The organism is Micromonospora radicis, assembly GCF_003583405.1.
GTDB classification, from domain to species: domain Bacteria; phylum Actinomycetota; class Actinomycetes; order Mycobacteriales; family Micromonosporaceae; genus Micromonospora; species Micromonospora radicis.
Window position 1 is genome coordinate 21,783 of sequence record NZ_QXEC01000032.1, and the last position, 16,939, is coordinate 38,721.

The following is a 16,939-nucleotide window of genomic DNA, read 5'->3' on the forward strand; positions in this document are numbered from 1 at the left end:
TGATCGTTCGTTGATGTCACATTGATCAGCGGCTGCCACGGTACGGAGCGGTGCACACGCCGACGAGCAGGAGGAGGAGGAGGAGGCAGCGTGGCCGACCGGCAGCCGTTGCCACCCGTTCCTCAGCAGTTGGTCGCCGATCGCTACCGGCTGGTCCGGGCACTCGGCCAGGGCGGGATGGGTCGGGTCTGGCAGGCTCGCGACGAGGTCCTGCAACGGGACGTGGCCCTCAAGGAAGTGGTGCCGCCGGCCGGGCTCGGCGACGAGGAGCGCCGCGAGTTGCGCGAGCGGTCGATGCGCGAGGCACGGGCGGTGGCCCGGCTGGACCACACCAACATCGTCCGAGTCTTCGACGTGCTGCACACCGACGGCGATCCATGGATCGTGATGGAGCTGGTGCCGTCACGTTCGCTGAGCCGCGTGCTACAAGCCGACGGCCTCCTGCCGCCAAGCGAGGCCGCGCGGATCGGACTGGGCCTGCTCGACGCGCTGCGCGCCGCTCACCAGGCCGAGATCCTGCACCGTGACGTCAAGCCGGCCAACGTGCTGCTCGCCCAGGACGGCCGAGTGGTGCTCACCGACTTCGGGTTGGCCACCCTGCTCGGCGACCCACACATCACCCAGGCCGGCGTGGTGCTCGGCTCACCCTCGTTCCTCGCACCGGAATGCGTGACCGATGGCGCGGTCGGTCCCGCGGCCGACCTGTGGTCCCTCGGTGCCACGCTCTACGCTGCCGTCGAGGGACGCACCCCGTTCCCCCACCGGTCCCCGATCGCCACGCTGGCCGCCCTCGCCACGGAACAACCAGCACCGGCGCGGCGAGCCGGAGCCCTGCTGCCGCTGCTCGACGGGCTGCTGAGACGGGATCCAGACCAACGGATCCGGGCCGACGAGGCGGAGCAGTTGCTCCGCGCGGCCCGCTCCGCCGAAGACACCGCGGCAGCCCTCGGCGAGGCTCCCTCGCTGCCCCGCATCCCGCTACCGCCGCCCAGCGCCGGCCCGGTCGCCTCACCTTGGGCAGTTGCCTCTTCGGCACAGCCCGCCCAGCCCAGGCCCGATCCCCTACCGGCCGGCGAACCGGTCCCGACGGACGAACCAGTCCCGACGGACGCCGGGACTCAGGATGAGGTGGCTGGCGCGCCGGATGGCGCTGCCGAGAACGTGGGCCACGACGAGAGCCCCGGCAGCTCGGCGGAACCGTCGCCGCGCCGGCGACGCCGGAGCCTGCTGGCCGGGTCGCTCGGTGGTGCGGCGTTGGCGCTCGCCCTCGTCGCGGCGATGGGGACCGCGGCCAGTGAGCAAGCCGAACCGGTGACCGCCACCCCCTCGGGCGGGGCGGAGACGCCGGCCGCTCAGGTACTCCCGCCGCCCGGCGGGTGGCACTACGAACGGGACGACCCCGACTTCGTGCTGCTACTGCCCAATGGCTGGCAGGCGCAGCGCCGTGGCAACCGGACCGAGTTCCGCGACCCGGCAGGCGCTCGGCTGCTTGTCGTCACCACCCTTGGTGGGGCGCCCGCCGACCCGGTCGCCGTCCTACGCGTGGCCGAGACGGCCGCGCAGCGGCAGCACACCGACTACCAACGCATCCGCCTCACCAGGGTCAGCCACCAGGTCCGCGCCGCAGAATGGGAATGGACGTACACCGCCGGGGACGGCACGGCCACGCGCAGCTTGTCGCGTACCTTCACCACCGCCGACACGCGCGGGTTCACGATCGCCTGGACCGCCCCGGCCGCCCGGTGGCCGGATAGCGTGCCCACCTTCTCGCTGATCACTGACAGCTTCCAGGTCGTCCCGCCCGGAGCGAGGAACCCGGCCGCCTCCCCCAGCCGCCCGGCGTCGAACGAGGCCCGGCCCACGTCCCGGCCCGGCGGCACCGGTTCGAAACCGTCGGCCACCGTTCAGCCCGGCACCGCACCACCACCCACCACACCCGCTGCGCCCTCGCCGAGGGCGACCACCGCTGCGGCGGCCAGCAACCTGATCGTCGGGGTCGGCAGTGGCCGTTGCATCGACATCCCGGACGGAAACGCCAACACCCGCGCCGCCCTGCAGATCTGGGACTGTCAGCGCAAGCCGGGTCAGTTGTGGACCTTCGGCGCCGACGGAACCCTCCGCGCCCTGGGAAAGTGCCTGGCGGTCGCCGGTGGCTCGACCGCCAACGGAGCCCTGGTCCAACTCACCGCCTGCACCGCCGCAACAGCCCAGCGTTTCCACCTCAATGCCGCAGGCGACCTGGTGAACACCCAGGCCGACAAGTGTGTCGACGCGATCGACGGCAGCCAGGCGAACGGCACCCGGTTGCAGATCTGGGAGTGCAACGGAAACGACCACCAGAAGTGGCGTCGTGGGTGAGCTGATCCGCACACCTGGGCCCGACGGCCACGCCACGACCGGTTGTCGAATCGTCGACCCCTTGTTGATGCCAGGCTGCGACGGTGCAGCAGTGCGCAGCGACAAAAAGAAGGAGGCCGCATGACCGACCGGCTTCCGCTCAACTTCTCCGCCGGGCCAGCGGCGTTGCCGCCGCCGGTGCTGGCCCAGGCGCAAGAGGCGCTGGTGAACTTCCGCAACACCGGTGTGAGCGTCATGGAGGTCAGCCATCGCTCACCGGAGATCGAGGACCTGCTCGCCGAGACCGTGGAACGAAGCCAGCGGCTGCTGGGGTTGGGGGACGAACACGAGGTGCTGCTGCTTCAGGGCGGCGGTTCGCTCCAGTTCGTCATGGTGCCGCTGAACCTGTCCGGCGTCGGTGACCGAGTCGACTACGTGGACACGGGCTACTGGTCCAGCAAGGCGATTGCCGAGGCCAGGACCCTCGCAAGGGACGTGGCGGTGGTCGCCGACTCAGCCGGGGACGGCTATCGTTCCGTCCCCCCCGTCGAGAAGATCACCGCCCGACCCGATTCGCGGTATCTGCATCTGGTGACGAACAACACAGTGGAGGGTACCCAGTTCCGCCGGGCACCCCGGGTGTCGGTGCCAGTCGTCGCGGACATGAGCTCAGACCTCATGTCGGAGCCGTTCGCCGCGTCCGAGTATGACCTGGTCTACGCCCACGCGCAGAAGAACATCGGCATCGCCGGGCTGACGCTTGTGGTGCTGCGCCGGTCACTTCTGGCCGGGGTGCCCGACGGGCTGCCCGCCATCCTCAACTACCGGACCCACGCCACGCACCGCTCCAACTACCACACCCCACCGACCTTCGCGATCTACGTCACCTGCCAGATGCTGCGCTGGTTGGCGCAGGAGAACGGCGGTCTGGCCGGGACGGCAGAGCGGACCCGGCGCAAGGCCGAGCTGCTCTACGACTTCCTGGACACCACACCGTTCTACCGGTGCCCGGTCGAGCCCGACTCACGGTCTCGGATGAACGTGGTGTTCACCCCGACCTGCCCGGAGCTGCTCGGGCCGCTGCTGGACGCCGCGACGCGGGCCGACATCATCGGCCTGGCCGGACACCGGTCGGTCGGCGGCTGCCGGGCGAGCATCTTCAACGGGGTCTCGACGCAGGCGGTGCGGCAGCTCGTCGACTTCCTCCACGACTTCGCCCACGAACACGGCACTACGGCGTCCGCCACAGCACGGACCGAGCAAGGGGACCTCTGATGAAGGAAGGTAACGCCATCAGCGACGCCCACCAGGTGACGGCTTGGCCACCGATCCGCAATCTCGTCAGCGACATGCTCGCGATCTCGCAGCGCACCCACAACGGGTACGGCCTGTTGGAGTTCGACGTCACGACGCCTCTTGCCCGGATCGCCGAGCACAAGACGCGGATGCCGGACGGGATCTCCTTCACCGCCTTCCTCGCGTACTGCCTGGGGCACGCCATCGGCGAGCACCCGGGGGTGCACGCCTGCCGCCAGGGTGGCCGTCTGGTCGTCTTCGACGACGTCGACATCAGCACCCTGCTGGAGAAGACCAAGCCGGACGGCGCCCGGGTACCGGTGATCTACATCGTTCGGGCAGCCAACCGCAAGAGTCTCGCCGAGATCAACGAGGAGATCCGCCGGGCGGTCCGGGATGACCTCTACGACGACCCGGCCGTACGCCGCCGACGCCGGATTGTTCGGATGCCCGCTCTGCTTCGGCGCGGTGTGTGGTGGTGGATCCGCCGTGATCCGGTCCGCCGGAAGCGGCAGTGGGGCACGGCGGTGCTCTCCAACGTCGGCTCGGCCATCGACGCCCGCCCGTCCTGGGGCCTGGTGCAGTCGTTCCTGCCCTGCTCCGTGACGGTCGGTGGAATCTTCGAACGGGTGTGCTGGCGCAACGAACGCGCCGAGCCACGAAAGATGATGAGCGTCACCGTCGCCGTCGACCACGACATCGTCGACGGTGTGCCGGGCGGGCGGTTCGTGGCCCGTTTCGCTGAGCTGGTGGAGGCCGCCGCGGGCCTGGACGAGGAGTTCGGCACGTCGGCTGGGGACCGCGCCGAGGGGCAGAGCCGGTGAGCCCGCGTAGCCGCCGCCCGGTCCACCAGAAGCTCTCGGCGCTCAAGGCCGACCTGCTGGGATCGCACCGACGTCTGCTCGCCGCGCATCACGGCTTCGTTCGCTTCCGGGTGCTGCGACGGACATACACACTGGTGTCCGAGCCGGAGGCAGTCCACCGGATCCTGGTCACCAACGCGTCCTCGTACCGGCGGGGATTCCAGCATGGAAACCTCGCGCTCGGCATCGGCAACGGGCTGCTCACCAGCGACGGCGAGGTCTGGCAGCGCCAGCGGCGGTCGACTCGACCGGTCTTCGACCGCGCCCTGCTCGGCCGGGTCGTGAAGATCGCGTCCGCGATCAGCAGCGACGTGGTCGACCGCTGGCATGCCGCCGGGAGGCGCGGCGAGACGGTCGACGTGCTCGACGACATGCGGGAACTCTCGCTGCGGGTGATCAGCCAGGCGATGTTCGGCGAGGAGCTGCCGGATCAGGCCGGCCTCTTCGTGGCAACCACCCGGGCGAGCCTCGCGGTGGCCTTCCGCCGCAACATCATGCCGCTGTCGCCACCGTTCTGGGTACCCACCCGGAGGCACCGCAACCTTCGGCGCTGCCTGGCCGAGGTGGATCGGTTCGTGTACGCCCGGATCGCGGACCGGCTGGCCGACGACCGGGAACACGGCGACATGCTGGCCGGGCTCATCCGGGCCTTCGGTGACCGGCCCGACTCGATGCGCGAACTCCGAGACCAGATCGTCACGCTGTATTTCGCCGGCTTCGAGACCACCGCCTCGGCCCTGGCCTGGACCCTGCTGATGCTGGGCCGCAATCCCGAGGTGGCGGACCGGTTGCACGCCGAACTGGTCGCGGTGCTCGGTGACCGCACGCCGACCTACCGGGATCTCGCCGCCCTGCCGTACACCCGGCAGGTCCTCCAGGAGTCGATGCGGCTGCACCCGCCGGTCTACACCCTGCCCCGCACGGCCGCCGCGGACGAACAGATCGGCGATATCGACCTACGGCAGGGGGACAACGTCGTCGTGCCGATCCATGTCTCGCACGGCAGCGACACGGTCTGGGAGAAGCCCGCGCAGAGCTGCCCGGAGCGGTTCGCGCCAGGTCGACTGACTCCACAACAGCGCCGGGCGTACCTGCCGTTCGGCGTCGGTCCCCGCAAGTGCATCGGGGAGAGCTTCGCCATGGCGACGATGATGAGCGTGTTGGCGGTCGTTGGACGCCAGGTGCGCCTGCAGATGGTGGACGGGCACCCGGTCACGCCAGCCACCGAGGTGACCCAGTACCCCGGCGCCGGGCTGCCGATGCACGTACGCCCGGCGCCCCCGGCATGACCCCCACCGACGTCCGGAGCATCCTCGATCACCACGATCCGGCCCAGGTCGAACACTACGAGCGGACCTTCTACACCGCGTACGCCGGATTGGCCGACAATCGTCTTGTCCGGCTGATCTGGGACTTCGACCACGACCGGCGGCTGCTACGGACCCGCGTCCCCTACCGCGATCAGATCATCTACCAGTGGGCTGCGGCCGGCGCCGCGATGCCAGGCTGCTATCTGGCGGTGAACATCGATCCCCGCGGCAGGTTCCAGTCCGCGCGCTTCGGATTCGCGCCCGAACCGTTGGACCTCGACCACTGTTGCGAACTGCTCAACCTGATGACGCCAGCGCCACTCCCGGAGGCAGCCGGGCTGTTCCGCCGGCTACTTGACGAATTCGTCGCTCCAGACCTGCGGTCCCGGGGGTTTGCCGTTGCCTATGCCACGTGTACCCGACGCCTCGTCCAGCCCTACCTGCGGCTCGGCGCCCGGCGCGTCCACCACGTCAGCCTCCATGGCGAGGAACGCCATCTCATCCGGTTGTCACTCGACAGGCCGGCGCCGGGGCCTCAGACCAGTTCGTCATCGACGCGGCCGGATGGCGTACCCGCCGCCCGACACATCATGCGCTGACCGGTTCTGCTGTCATGGCCCGCAACGTGGCCCGCACCGACTCGGCGCGCGGGTGGGAAAGTCGGTTCAGGATGTCGAGCGCCCGGCTGAGGGATCGTCGGGCCTCGGTGGTCTCTCCCACCACGGTCAACCGCTCGCCGAGACCGACCAGCAGCCGGGCTGCGGCGTACTCATCGCCCAGCCGTCGGCAGAGGTGCACTGCGTGATCGTTCGCGGCGAGCGCCGCGGTCACGTCCCCACGCCCGACCTGGATGGTCGCCAGCGTGTGCCAGGCGGTCGCCTCCCGGTGGTTTCCGGCCTGGTCGAGATGTCGCACCGCGCGCAAGGCGTAGTCCAGTGCCGTGTCGTATCGGCCGAGTTGGCCGTAGACGTACGCGAAGTAGTCCGGCGGCACCGATCCGGGGCGGCATGCCTGCACGCGGTGGTAGAGCGACAGGGCCAGCTCGAACTGCTCGCGTTCCGCTGGCCGGCCCCGCCACTGCCGGGCCAGGGTGCGGTGGGCGTGCGCCTCGGTGAGCAGGTCGCCCGCGCCTGCGCAGAGGCGGATGGCCTCGCGCAGGTGCCGCTCGGCGTCCTCCGGGACATTCAGCATCGGCTCGGAGTGCACGTATCCCAACGCATGGTGCGCTATGCCCTGCAGGGTGGCGTCCTCCAGTCGTTCCGCCGCGGCCAGCGCCTGGTACAGCGTCATCTTCCAGTCTGCCCAGTACTCGTACGACCGCAGCATGCTCTCCATCGCCGAGACGAGGCTCCACACGTGCGTGTCGGCGCCGAGCGCGACCGCAAGGTTGATCATGGCGAGCAGGGTCCGCCGTTCGTTGGTCAGCCAGGTGGACGCACTCCCGCGTTCCGCAAAGGACTCGACGGTAACGTCCGGTACCGGCCGCAGGACCGGGGCTCTGGCGCGGTGGATCTGTTCCGGATCCCGCAAGGCCAGTGCGGCAAGGCTGCTGAAGAGATAGTGGTCCAACAGCCGCTGGCTGGACTCCCGCTGCGCCGCCGGCCCGTCGAGGTGGGCGAGTTCGGCCGAGTAGGAGCGCACCAGATCATGGATCCGGAACCGGCCAGGCTCACACTCCGATAGCAGGTTCGCCCGCGACAGCTCACCGAGCAGCGCCCGGCCCTGGCCCGGGTCGGCGCCGAGCAGGCTCGCGGCGGCGGCGGCACCGAAGGTATGGCCCGGGTGCAGGGCGAGCAGCCGGAACAGTCGCGCGGCATCCGCCCCCAACTGCTCGTACGACCAGGAGAAGACGGCGCGTAGGTCAGGGTCGCCGTCGGCCTGCTCGAAGGAGTCCAACCGGCGCACATTGAGTTCGGCGACGAGATGCCGCAGGGTGAACTGTGGATGTAACGCCGCCCGGGCCGCGAAGATCGCCAACGCGAGCGGAATGCCGGCGCAGAAGCTGATTACTTCCCGGACCGCATCCGGCTCGGCGGCCAACCGGCCCGGACCAAGGCGGTGATCCAGCACCGCTTCGGCCTCCTCGTCAGCGAGCAGGCCGAGGACGATCGGCAGCACCCCCTCCTGCACCACCAGGCCGACGAGTGGGTCCCTGCTGGTCACAATCGCCGCGCTGCCGGGAGCACCAGGCAACAACGGGCGGGCCGACTGCGCGTCGCGGGCGTTGTCGACAACGACAATCATCCGACGACCCGCGATCAGGCTCCGGTAGAGCGCCACCTGAGCCTCGAAGCTGGCCGGCAGCTGTTCCTCCGCCAGACCGAGGGCGTTGAGGAAGGACCGGATCGCGTCCTGCGGCTTGAGGGCGACCCCGGAGGGATCGAACGCTCGCATGTTGACGTAGAGCTGACCGTCGGGAAACACGGCGGCGAGCCGGTGCGCGCAGTGCACCGCCAGGGTCGTCTTGCCGATGCCGCCCATGCCACTGATCGCCACCAGCCGGGCCGTGGACGCCGAGCCGCCGAGGTAGCCCGTCACGCGATCGAGGGAGTCGCTCCGGCCGGCGAAGGTCGGCAGGTCGGCGGGAAGTTGCGCCGGACGGACCGGCACCGAGGTGACCGCTGGACGGCCACCGGACGGCGGTCGATCAGGCAGCGACGCCGGGACCACCGGCGCGGCACACAGGATCTCGTGGTGGGCGGCAGCCAGCGCAGGCCCCGGCCCGACCCCGAGTTCGTCGGCGAGCCGGCGCCGGAAGGCGTCGTACTGGGTCAGCGCCTCCGCCGGGCGATCAGCGGCGGCCAGCGTACGCAGCAGCGCTGCCTGGAGTGACTCGTCGAAGGGAGCCAGCGCCGTCGCGCCACGCAGCACCGGCAGGACCCGCTCCGAGTTGCCGGTGACGAGCGCGAGGTCAGCGGCGCGCAGCACCGCCGACACGTACTCGCCGTTGACCTCGGCGAAGATTGGTGCCTCCCGGATCACGTGGCTCACACTCGCGGCCACCTGGCCGTACCACAGCCCCAACCCCTTCATCAGCAGTTCCAGCGCGCCATCGGGATCGTCGGCAGCCGCCTCGGCGGCAGCGGCCAGTCGGCGACGGAACACCAACAGGTCGACCCGGTCGGCATCGAGGTTCAGCCGATAGCCTCCCGCGCAGCGCACCAGGGCATCGACGGGCAGTACCCGGCGCAGCCGGCTGATGTATCTCTGGATCACATTCACCACGGTCGACGGTGGGTGCTCGCCCCAGATCACATCGATGATCTCGGTCATCATGACCGGCCGTCCGGCACGGGCCAACAACACCGCGAGCAGCGCCTGCTGCTGCGGTGGCCCCAGTTCCACCTCAACCCCGTCGCGCCAGACACTCAACGGCCCAAGGATCAGGAACCGGTCGCCAGGATCGCCTGTCATCGTCTGCTCACCCCGAGACAGCCCGGTTCGGCACCATGCTGTCGTGTCGCTCGCTGGTCACCCGGTCACGATAGGTCGGACGGCAGCACGGTTCGTACGACACGTGACCTACGGCGAGGCTGAAACCGGGTCATTTCTTCAACCTTTTCTACTCTCCGTAGTCGTCGGCCACTATCGCCGCAGCCAATTCGGCGGCGACGGTGGCGTCGCTGCTCACCGGCCCGGGTGGGGTGGCCGGGGCGCCGTACGAGTACCGGCGCCCCGGCAAGCGTTAGCGGACGGTGTGGGTGAACCGGAACAAGTTCTCCGGGTCCCACTGACGCTTGAGGTCCACCAGGCGTTCGTATACCTCGGGCGGGTAGGCGGTCGCCACATGCTCCGGACCACCGTTGCCGGGGGTCAGGAAGTTGGCGAAGGTGCGATGGGTGTCCGTGTCCGCCACGACGGCGATGATGCTGCCGTGATACTCCGCGTGCCGCGGCACCTCGTCCGGCGCGGCGACGCTCGCCACGAAGAGCAGGAACGCGGCATCGCGATTGGCCACCGCGTTCGGCTCTTGCGGCGGCCGGCGCAGCGCACCGGCGAGATGACGGATCTCCACCATGGTGACCGGCACCGTGGCGGTCTCCCCGGCGAGCCCGACGATCCGGTCGAGCTGCGCCGGGGTCAGCTCCCGCAGCAACGCCGATCGCTCGCAGATCGGCAGCGGGGTGACCGGGTCGTTGTGGATCGACGCGACCGCCGCGTACGGCAACTCCGCCACCGTGTCCAGCAGGAGTGTCCCCGCGCGGCGCAGCGGAGCGACGAGCTGCTGCCCCGCCTCCTCGGTCCCAAGGTAGGCAATCCGCACATGGACCACCAGTTGGCCACGAAGGGGCTCCGGCAGTTCCTCCAGCGGCGGCAGCCGGACCAACGCCACCGAAGAGGTCAACTCGTCCGGCGTGTCCTCGATCCAGGATCGCCACGCCGGCAGCACCGCCGCCGCCTGCGCGCCGGGGAAGAACAGACCGCCACCGTAGAGCCGTGCCTGCGGGAAGAGCCGGAACTCGATGGCGGTCACCACACCGAAGTTCGCCTTGCCGCCGCGAACGGCCCAGAACAGATCGGGTTGCGAGGTCGAGGTGAGGGTGTGGAACTCACCGTCGGGGGTGACGATGTCGATGGCGGTGACATGGTCTGCGGCGTAGCCGTGGCTACGTCCCAGAAACGGGCTGTGCCCGCCGCCGAGGGTGTAGCCCACCACACCGACGGTGGGCGACGAGCCGTTGATCGGCGCGAGGCCGTACTTGGCCGCCTCGTCGATGACGCTCTGCCAGCGGACACCGGCCTCCACCCGGGCGGTGGCCCCCTCGGGATCCACCACCACCCCGGTCATCCGGCTGGTGTTGATCAGTACGCCTCGGTCGGCCGGTGCGCCCACACCGTGTCCCGTCGCCTGCACCGCCACCGGCAACCCGTGGCGTCGGGCGAAACGAACCGTCTCCCGCACATCGTCGACACCGAGCACGCCGACGGTCGCCGCCGGCTGCTGGGGCGTCAACAGGTTGTAGGTCGCGCGGTCGACGTCATAGTTGTGGTCGTCGGGCCGGGAAACCGAGCCGGCCACGGCGGCTCGGAGTTCCGCGACCTGTGCCGCGTCGAGCATGTCGAAAACAGTTGGGCCAGATTCCATACGGCCAGCGAAGCCAGCACAAGTCGACATCGGATCGACTTACGGTTGATGCCCGACACCACCGGGTCCCCCTGCGGTGCGCTCGCCGCGGTGCCAAAACCGGTGTGCCAGTCGTGCTGGCCGCCGTGCACGACGGCCGCCACGACTGGCGCGAGGCCGCCGGCCACGCCTTTCTCACCAGGCCCCAACTGATGAAGCCCGAGATACGGCACCGCATCGGCAGCACCACCAAGACGTTCGTCGCCACCACCGTGCTACAGCTCGTCGACCAGGGCCACCTCGGCCCGACGACCCGATCGGCACCTGGCTGCCCGACGTCGTGCCTGATGAACTCGGGCCAGGTCACCGTCCGGATACCGCTATACCACACGAGCAGCATACGAACGAAGATCAACCACCTACACGATCAACCTCCACTCTGCTGGGCGCACGGAAAAGGCTCAATGCCATGACTCTGCGCAGAGGATCGCGTCCTTTTTACCCTAGAATCATCCACCGTTAAGCGGTCCAGCGATGTCCTTGACGACGTCGATTCAGTACGCCCAGTAGGCGATTCACAGCGGAGGCAACCAAGACCGGCTCACTAAACCACCCGAGTTAAGGGTTCCAGCAGCGCCTCACACACCACTACATCGAGACAGGGCTATGAAAAGAGGGCTCCCGCAAGTCTCTGACCTGCGGAAACCCTCTCGCTGTCGGGACGGCCGGATTCGAACCGACGACCCCTTGACCCCCAGTCAAGTGCGCTACCAAGCTGCGCCACGTCCCGATGCCACCGTGGGCCGTTGCCCGCGACAGCCGCTACAGCTTAGCGCAGCATCTCCCTCCCGTCGCACAGCCCCTACCCCCGTCTGGCGCACTTGTCGATCACCCCACCATCGCTAGAGCATCCTAGGAGGGTGGGGCTCGGGTGGGTCGTCATGGGGACGTCCACCCGAGCCCTGAGGGGATCGGATCAGCCGTGTGCCTTGCCGCGGCCGCCGGGGCCGAGCTTCTTGCGGGGGCGTACCGAGATCTCGATGGGGCTGCCCTCGAAGCCGAACTCCTCGCGGAGCTTGCGCTCGACGAAACGCTGGTAGCCGGCGTCCAGCGGGCCGGTGGTGAAGAGCACGAACCGCGGCGGTGCGACACCCGCCTGGGTGGCGAACAGGATCCGCGGTGCCCGTCCCCCGCGTACCGGGTGGGGGGTGGCCTGGACGAGGGCGGTGAGCCACGCGTTGAGCTGCGCGGTGGGGATCCGGGTCTCCCAGCTGTCCAGCGCCCGGTGCAGGGCGGCGGCGAGCTTGTCGACGGCCCGGCCGGTCTTCGCGGACAGGTTCAGCCGGATCGCCCACGGGATCCGGCGCAGCTCCCGGTCGATCTCCTTGTCCAGGTAGTACCGGCGGTCGGCGTCGACCAGGTCCCACTTGTTGAAGGCGATCACCAGTGCCCGGCCGGCCTCGGTGACCATCGACAGGATCCGCTGGTCCTGTTCGCTGATCGGCTCGCTGGAGTCGAGCAGCACGACCGCCACCTCGGCGGCCTCGATCGCGGAGGCGGTACGCAGGCTGGCGTAGTACTCGGTGCCGCTGGCCTGGCCGACCCGTCGGCGCAGCCCGGCGGTGTCCACCAGTTGCCAGGTGTCGCCGCCGATGGTGACGAGGCTGTCCACCGGGTCGACGGTGGTGCCGGCGACCGAGTCGACGACCGCCCGTTCCTCGCCGGAGAAGCGGTTGAGCAGGCTGGACTTGCCGACGTTCGGCCGGCCGACCAGGGCCACCCGTCGTGGGCCGCGCGGGCGGTCCTCCACGATCTTCGGGGCTTCGGGCAGCGCGTCCATGATGGCGTCGAGCAGGTCACCGGAGCCGCGACCGTGCAGCGCCGACACCGGGCGGGGTTCACCGAGGCCGAGTGACCACAGCGCGGTGGCCTCCAGCTCGATGTTGGTGTTGTCGGCCTTGTTCGCGACCAGGATCACCGGTTTGGCGCTGCGCCGCAGCATCTTGACCGCCGCCTCGTCGACGTCGGTGGAGCCCACCGTCGCGTCGACCACGAACACCACCACGTCGGCGGTGGCCACCGCCGTCTCGGCCTGTGCGGCGATGGCCGCCGCCCGGTCCTTGGCGTCCGGCTCCCAGCCGCCGGTGTCCACCACGGTGAAGGTCCGGCCGGCCCACTGCGCGTCGTACGGGATGCGGTCGCGGGTCACCCCGGGTACGTCCTCGACGACCGCCTGTCGACGGCCGATGATTCGGTTGACCAGAGTGGACTTGCCGACGTTGGGGCGGCCGACCACGGCGACCACCGGCTGCGGACCGGTCGGCTCCTCGATGTCGAGGTCCGGTTCCCGTAGCTCTACCCAGCCGTCGTCGCTACTCATGCCACTGACCGTTCGGCGAGTAGCGCGTGCAGCCGGGCCACGACCTCGTCGATGCCCAGCTCGGTGGTGTCCAGCACCACGGCGTCGGGTGCCTGGGCCAGCGGGTCGGCCTTGCGCGACGAGTCCAGCTGGTCACGTCGGGCCAGGTCGGCGGCGGTGGCGGCGACGTCGGCGGCGTTCTCGGCGCTGCGCCGCGCGGCGCGCGCCGCCGCCGAGGCGGTGAGGTAGACCTTCAGGTCGGCGTCCGGGGCGACCACCGCGCCGATGTCGCGGCCCTCGACCACGATCCGACCCGCCTTGGCGATCATCTCCCGCTGCCGGGCCACCAGCAGCGCCCGCACCGCCGGTACGGCGGCGACCGCGGAGACCGCGGCGGTCACCTCGGATCCGCGGATCTCGGCCTCGACGTCCACGCCGTCGGCGGTCACGCCGTAGCCCGCTGGGTCGGTGCCGATAAGCAGGTCGACCTCGCCGGCGACCTTCGCCACCGCCGCGGCGTCGGTCAGGTCGACGCCGGAACGCAGCACCGCCCAGGTGATCGCCCGGTACATCGCGCCGGTGTCCAGGTACCGGGCGCCCAGGCTCGTGGCGAGCCGTCGGGAGACGGTGGACTTACCCGAACCGGACGGCCCGTCCACAGCGACCACGCAGCGCCCGGCCGGTACGTTTTCCTCCACCGTTGTCCTCCTCAGCCCGTACCTCACGATCCGCCGCCTTCGGCGGACGCGAGCGGTTGCCCACACGTGTTCAATGATGCCCGGCGGCGATGAGCGCGGCCCGCCGGGCCGCCAGGGAGCCTACCCCCAGCCGTACCCGCGACCGCGCGGTCAGTCACCCACCGCTTTGAAAAGGGCGGCGACCTCCGCGTTGGTCAGCCGCCGGGTGCGCCCGGCACGCAGGTCGCCGAGCCGGATCGGCCCGATCGCGGTACGCACCAGCCGGCTCACCGGGTGTCCGACCTCGGCGAGCAGCCGCCGTACGATGTGTTTGCGTCCTTCGTGCAGGCTCAGCTCGACCTGGGCGGTACGTCCCAGGCTGTCCACTACCCGGAAGCCGTCGACGCTGACCGGGCCGTCCTCCAGTTCGATCCCGGCGGCGAGCCGTTTGCCGAGGTTGCGGGGGATCGGGCCGGCCACCTCGCACAGGTAGGTCTTCTGCACGCCGTAGGAGGGGTGCATCAGCCGGTGCGCCAGGGTGCCGTCGTTGGTGAGCAGCAGCAGGCCCTCGCTGTCCGCGTCGAGCCGCCCGACGTGGTAGACGCGCTGCTCCACCCGGTTGCCGAGGAAGTCGGCCAGGGCGGTGCGGCCCTTCTCGTCGGCCATCGTGGAGACCACCCCACGCGGTTTGTTCATGGCCAGGTACACCAGTCGGGTGTCGGCCTGCAGCCGCTCGCCGTCGACGTGGATGACGGCGGTGGCCGGGTCGACCTTGTCGCCGAGCTGCGCCACCCGCCCGTTGACCGTCACCCGCCGCCGGAAGATCAGGTCCTCGCAGGCGCGCCGGGAGCCGACACCGGCGGCGGCGAGCACCTTCTGCAGGCGTTCGGGGCCGGTGTAGACCGGCGCGTCGGGGGACGGGGTGCGGTTATCGCGTGGCATCGGCAAGCTCTTCTACGTCGTCAGGGAGGAACGGGGCCAGCGGTGGCAGGTCGTCGAGGCTGTTCAGGCCGAGTTTCTCCAGGAACATCGTGGTCGTGCGGTACAGGTAAGCCCCGCTGTCGGATTCGGTGCCGCACTCCTCGACCAACCCCCGCGACACCAGGGTACGGATCACCCCGTCGCAGTTGACGCCCCGGATGGCGGAGATCCGTGACCGGGTCACCGGCTGTTTGTACGCCACCACCGCCAGGGTTTCCAGCGCGGCCTGGGTCAGCCGGACCGACTGCCCGTCCAGCACGAACCGTTCGACGTAACCGGCGTACTCCGGCCGGGTGTAGAGCCGCCACCCGCCGGCCGCCCGCCGCAGCTCGAACCCGTGTCCGGCGGCGGTGTAGGAGGCGGCGATGTCGTCGAGCATCGGGCCGATCCGTTCGGCGGGCTGCTCCAGCACCTGGGCCAGCACCAGCTCGCTGACCGGTTCGTCCACGACCAGCAGGATCGCCTCGAGCGCGCCGCGCAGTTCCGTGTCGTCGATCACCGGCGCCGGTTCGGGCTCCGCCCGCGCCCGCCCGCCGCGCTGCCGGTGTACCGGGGTGCCGGTACCCGCAGGTTCGGTCGGCCCTTCGGGATCGGTCGGTTCGCCGGCCGGGTCGGGGTGGAGATCGTGTCCGTCGGCCGTGGCCTCGCCGCGAACCTGTGCCGGCACCACCGCGGCGACCACCGAGGCGCTGTGCGCAGGATCACCCGACTCGACCGCCGCCCGGTCGTCGTTCCCACCGGAGTCACTCGCGCTCGGTGTGGCGTCGGTGGTTGTGCTGCCGGTACGACCCTGGCGGGGCAGTTCCGTACCAAGGTCGGCGGAGGCGGCCTCGGCAGCGGCGTCGGCGGCGGGTGCCCGGTCGTGGGCAGCGGCGGGGGCGGGGCGTTGCCAGGGGGGAATCCAGGCGGCTGCCTGCTCGGCCAGCGAATCCCGGCTTTCCTCGGTGCTCATCCGGCTTGCTCCTCCGTCGTTGCCGTCCCATCCGCCCCGTCGGCCGGCGCCGATCCGCCCGCCGCACCCGACCCGTCCGGCACACCCGACCCGACGGGTGGGTCCGACCCGGCCGGCGGGTCCGATCCGGCCGGCGCCGTCGGGGCCTCGGCCGCGTCGGCGGGGGCGCCGGCGTACTCGTCGATGGTCAGGGTCGGGCTGCCGTCGGCGGGGCCGGTCCAGCGTACGGTCAGCTCCTCCAGTGCCTGTTCCTGGACGAAGACGACCACGCCCTGCCGGTACAGCTCAAGCAGGGCGAGGAACCGGGCGACCACTTCCAGGGTGGCCTCGCAGTCGGCGCAGAGCAGGGAGAAGGTGGCGATGCCGGCGCGGCGTAGCCGCTCGGCGATGATGCCGGCGTGTTCGCGGACACTGACCCGGACCATGTGTACGTGCGCGATGGAGACCTCGGGGATCGGCTTCGGGGTCATCGCCTTCACGGCCAGCTTGAGCAGCCGTTGCGGGCCGATGCCGAGCACGAGGTCGGGCAGCGCCTCGGCGTAGCGGGGTTCCAGGGTGACCGCGCGGGGATAGCGGCGTCCGCCGACCTCTTCCAGGGCGGCGATGTGCGCGGCCGCTTCCTTGTACGCCTTGTACTGCAGCAGTCGGGCGAAGAGCAGGTCCCTGGCTTCGAGTAGCGCCAGGTCCTCCTCGTTCTCCACCTCGGCGGAGGGCAGCAGCCGGGCGGCCTTGAGGTCGAGCAGGGTGGCGGCGATGAGCAGGAACTCGCTGGCCTCGTCGAGGTCCCAGTCGTCGCCCATCGCCCGGATGTAGGCGATGAACTCGTCGGTGACCTGGTGCAGGGCGACTTCGGTGACGTCGAGCTTGTGCTTGCCGATCAGTTGCAGCAGCAGGTCGAACGGGCCGGTGAAGTTGGTCAGCCGTACGGTGAACCTGCCGCTGTCGCCCGGTTCTCCCTGCCCCACGGCGCCGTCGACTCCGTCCTCGGTGGCAGGGTCGGGCGCCGTCGGACCGGCCTCGGCGCCGTCGACCACGGGCGGGGCGTCCGCGGCGTCGGTCGGGTCCAGGGGCGGGGCGGTCACGCCGACGACCGTAGTCC

Annotated in this window: 12 protein-coding genes, 1 tRNA gene and 1 pseudogene; 6 read left to right on the top strand and 8 right to left on the bottom strand. The window is 70.3% G+C overall.

What is annotated here, in order from left to right; translation table 11 throughout:
- Positions 1–90: 90 nt before the first annotated feature.
- The 5 genes from D2L64_RS23975 (at position 91) to D2L64_RS23995 (ending at position 6,405) form a co-directional block, all read left to right on the top strand.
- Positions 91–2,358: a protein kinase domain-containing protein gene (locus D2L64_RS23975; RefSeq protein ID WP_119579468.1), complete on the top strand. Its 2,268-nt coding sequence runs from the start codon at positions 91–93 to the stop codon at positions 2,356–2,358.
- A 120-nt stretch (positions 2,359–2,478) separates the two neighbouring features.
- A complete protein-coding gene (gene serC / locus D2L64_RS23980; RefSeq protein WP_119579469.1) occupies positions 2,479–3,612 on the top strand; it encodes a 3-phosphoserine/phosphohydroxythreonine transaminase in 1,134 nt (377 codons plus the stop codon).
- Entirely contained in the window at positions 3,612–4,457 is an 846-nt protein-coding gene (locus tag D2L64_RS23985; RefSeq protein WP_119579470.1) for a 2-oxo acid dehydrogenase subunit E2, read from the top strand. The genes serC and D2L64_RS23985 overlap by 1 nt, the downstream gene beginning before the upstream one ends.
- Complete coding sequence (locus D2L64_RS23990; RefSeq protein WP_119579471.1) at positions 4,454–5,785, top strand: cytochrome P450; 1,332 nt, start codon at positions 4,454–4,456, stop codon at positions 5,783–5,785. The genes D2L64_RS23985 and D2L64_RS23990 overlap by 4 nt, the downstream gene beginning before the upstream one ends.
- Positions 5,782–6,405: a hypothetical protein gene (locus D2L64_RS23995; RefSeq protein WP_119579472.1), complete on the top strand. Its 624-nt coding sequence runs from the start codon at positions 5,782–5,784 to the stop codon at positions 6,403–6,405. Before D2L64_RS23990 ends, D2L64_RS23995 begins: the two co-directional genes overlap by 4 nt.
- Here the strand turns inward: D2L64_RS23995 and D2L64_RS24000 are convergent.
- Together D2L64_RS24000 and D2L64_RS28340 are read right to left on the bottom strand one after the other, a co-directional pair.
- Entirely contained in the window at positions 6,395–9,220 is a 2,826-nt protein-coding gene (locus D2L64_RS24000) for an AfsR/SARP family transcriptional regulator (protein ID WP_119579473.1), read from the bottom strand. The two genes, D2L64_RS23995 and D2L64_RS24000, sit on opposite strands and share 11 nt — an antisense overlap.
- A 271-nt stretch (positions 9,221–9,491) precedes the next feature.
- Positions 9,492–10,865, bottom strand: coding sequence for an FAD-binding oxidoreductase (locus D2L64_RS28340; RefSeq protein ID WP_119579474.1), 1,374 nt, complete (start codon positions 10,863–10,865; stop codon positions 9,492–9,494).
- A gap of 20 nt (positions 10,866–10,885) precedes the next feature.
- Here D2L64_RS28340 and D2L64_RS28085 point away from each other — a divergent pair.
- Positions 10,886–11,272: pseudogene (locus D2L64_RS28085) on the top strand (serine hydrolase domain-containing protein); the annotation flags it as partial.
- A 315-nt stretch (positions 11,273–11,587) separates the two neighbouring features.
- Here the strand turns inward: D2L64_RS28085 and D2L64_RS24015 are convergent.
- The 6 genes from D2L64_RS24015 to D2L64_RS24040 all read right to left on the bottom strand — a co-directional run bounded on the left by D2L64_RS24015 (position 11,588) and on the right by D2L64_RS24040 (position 16,922).
- A tRNA-Pro gene (locus D2L64_RS24015) sits at positions 11,588–11,661 on the bottom strand.
- Positions 11,662–11,847: 186 nt separating this feature from the next.
- Positions 11,848–13,251 carry a ribosome biogenesis GTPase Der gene (gene der / locus D2L64_RS24020; RefSeq protein ID WP_119579475.1) on the bottom strand — a complete coding sequence of 468 codons (1,404 nt, stop codon included), beginning with the start codon at positions 13,249–13,251 and terminating at the stop codon, positions 11,848–11,850.
- Entirely contained in the window at positions 13,248–13,928 is a 681-nt protein-coding gene (gene cmk, locus D2L64_RS24025; RefSeq protein WP_119579476.1) for a (d)CMP kinase, read from the bottom strand. Before cmk ends, der begins: the two co-directional genes overlap by 4 nt.
- 150 nt (positions 13,929–14,078) lie before the next feature.
- A complete protein-coding gene (locus tag D2L64_RS24030; protein WP_119579477.1) occupies positions 14,079–14,849 on the bottom strand; it encodes a pseudouridine synthase in 771 nt (256 codons plus the stop codon).
- Positions 14,836–15,840, bottom strand: a complete 1,005-nt coding sequence (gene scpB / locus D2L64_RS24035) for an SMC-Scp complex subunit ScpB (RefSeq protein ID WP_199714740.1) — start codon at positions 15,838–15,840, stop codon at positions 14,836–14,838. Before scpB ends, D2L64_RS24030 begins: the two co-directional genes overlap by 14 nt.
- Positions 15,837–16,922, bottom strand: a complete 1,086-nt coding sequence (locus D2L64_RS24040) for a segregation and condensation protein A (protein ID WP_407663185.1) — start codon at positions 16,920–16,922, stop codon at positions 15,837–15,839. Before D2L64_RS24040 ends, scpB begins: the two co-directional genes overlap by 4 nt.
- Positions 16,923–16,939 lie beyond the last annotated feature (17 nt).

Bases quoted from the DNA above. Each gene is read 5' to 3' on its own strand.
- D2L64_RS28340 (WP_119579474.1), bottom strand. From the start codon at position 10,865: ATGCTCGACGCGGCACAGGTCGCGGAACTCCGAGCCGCCGTGGCCGGC.
- D2L64_RS24030 (WP_119579477.1), bottom strand. From the start codon at position 14,849: ATGCCACGCGATAACCGCACCCCGTCCCCCGACGCGCCGGTCTACACC.
- D2L64_RS24000 (WP_119579473.1), bottom strand. From the start codon at position 9,220: ATGACAGGCGATCCTGGCGACCGGTTCCTGATCCTTGGGCCGTTGAGT.
- der (WP_119579475.1), bottom strand. From the start codon at position 13,251: ATGAGTAGCGACGACGGCTGGGTAGAGCTACGGGAACCGGACCTCGAC.
- serC (WP_119579469.1), top strand. From the start codon at position 2,479: ATGACCGACCGGCTTCCGCTCAACTTCTCCGCCGGGCCAGCGGCGTTG.
- D2L64_RS23995 (WP_119579472.1), top strand. From the start codon at position 5,782: ATGACCCCCACCGACGTCCGGAGCATCCTCGATCACCACGATCCGGCC.
- D2L64_RS23985 (WP_119579470.1), top strand. From the start codon at position 3,612: ATGAAGGAAGGTAACGCCATCAGCGACGCCCACCAGGTGACGGCTTGG.
- scpB (WP_199714740.1), bottom strand. From the start codon at position 15,840: ATGAGCACCGAGGAAAGCCGGGATTCGCTGGCCGAGCAGGCAGCCGCC.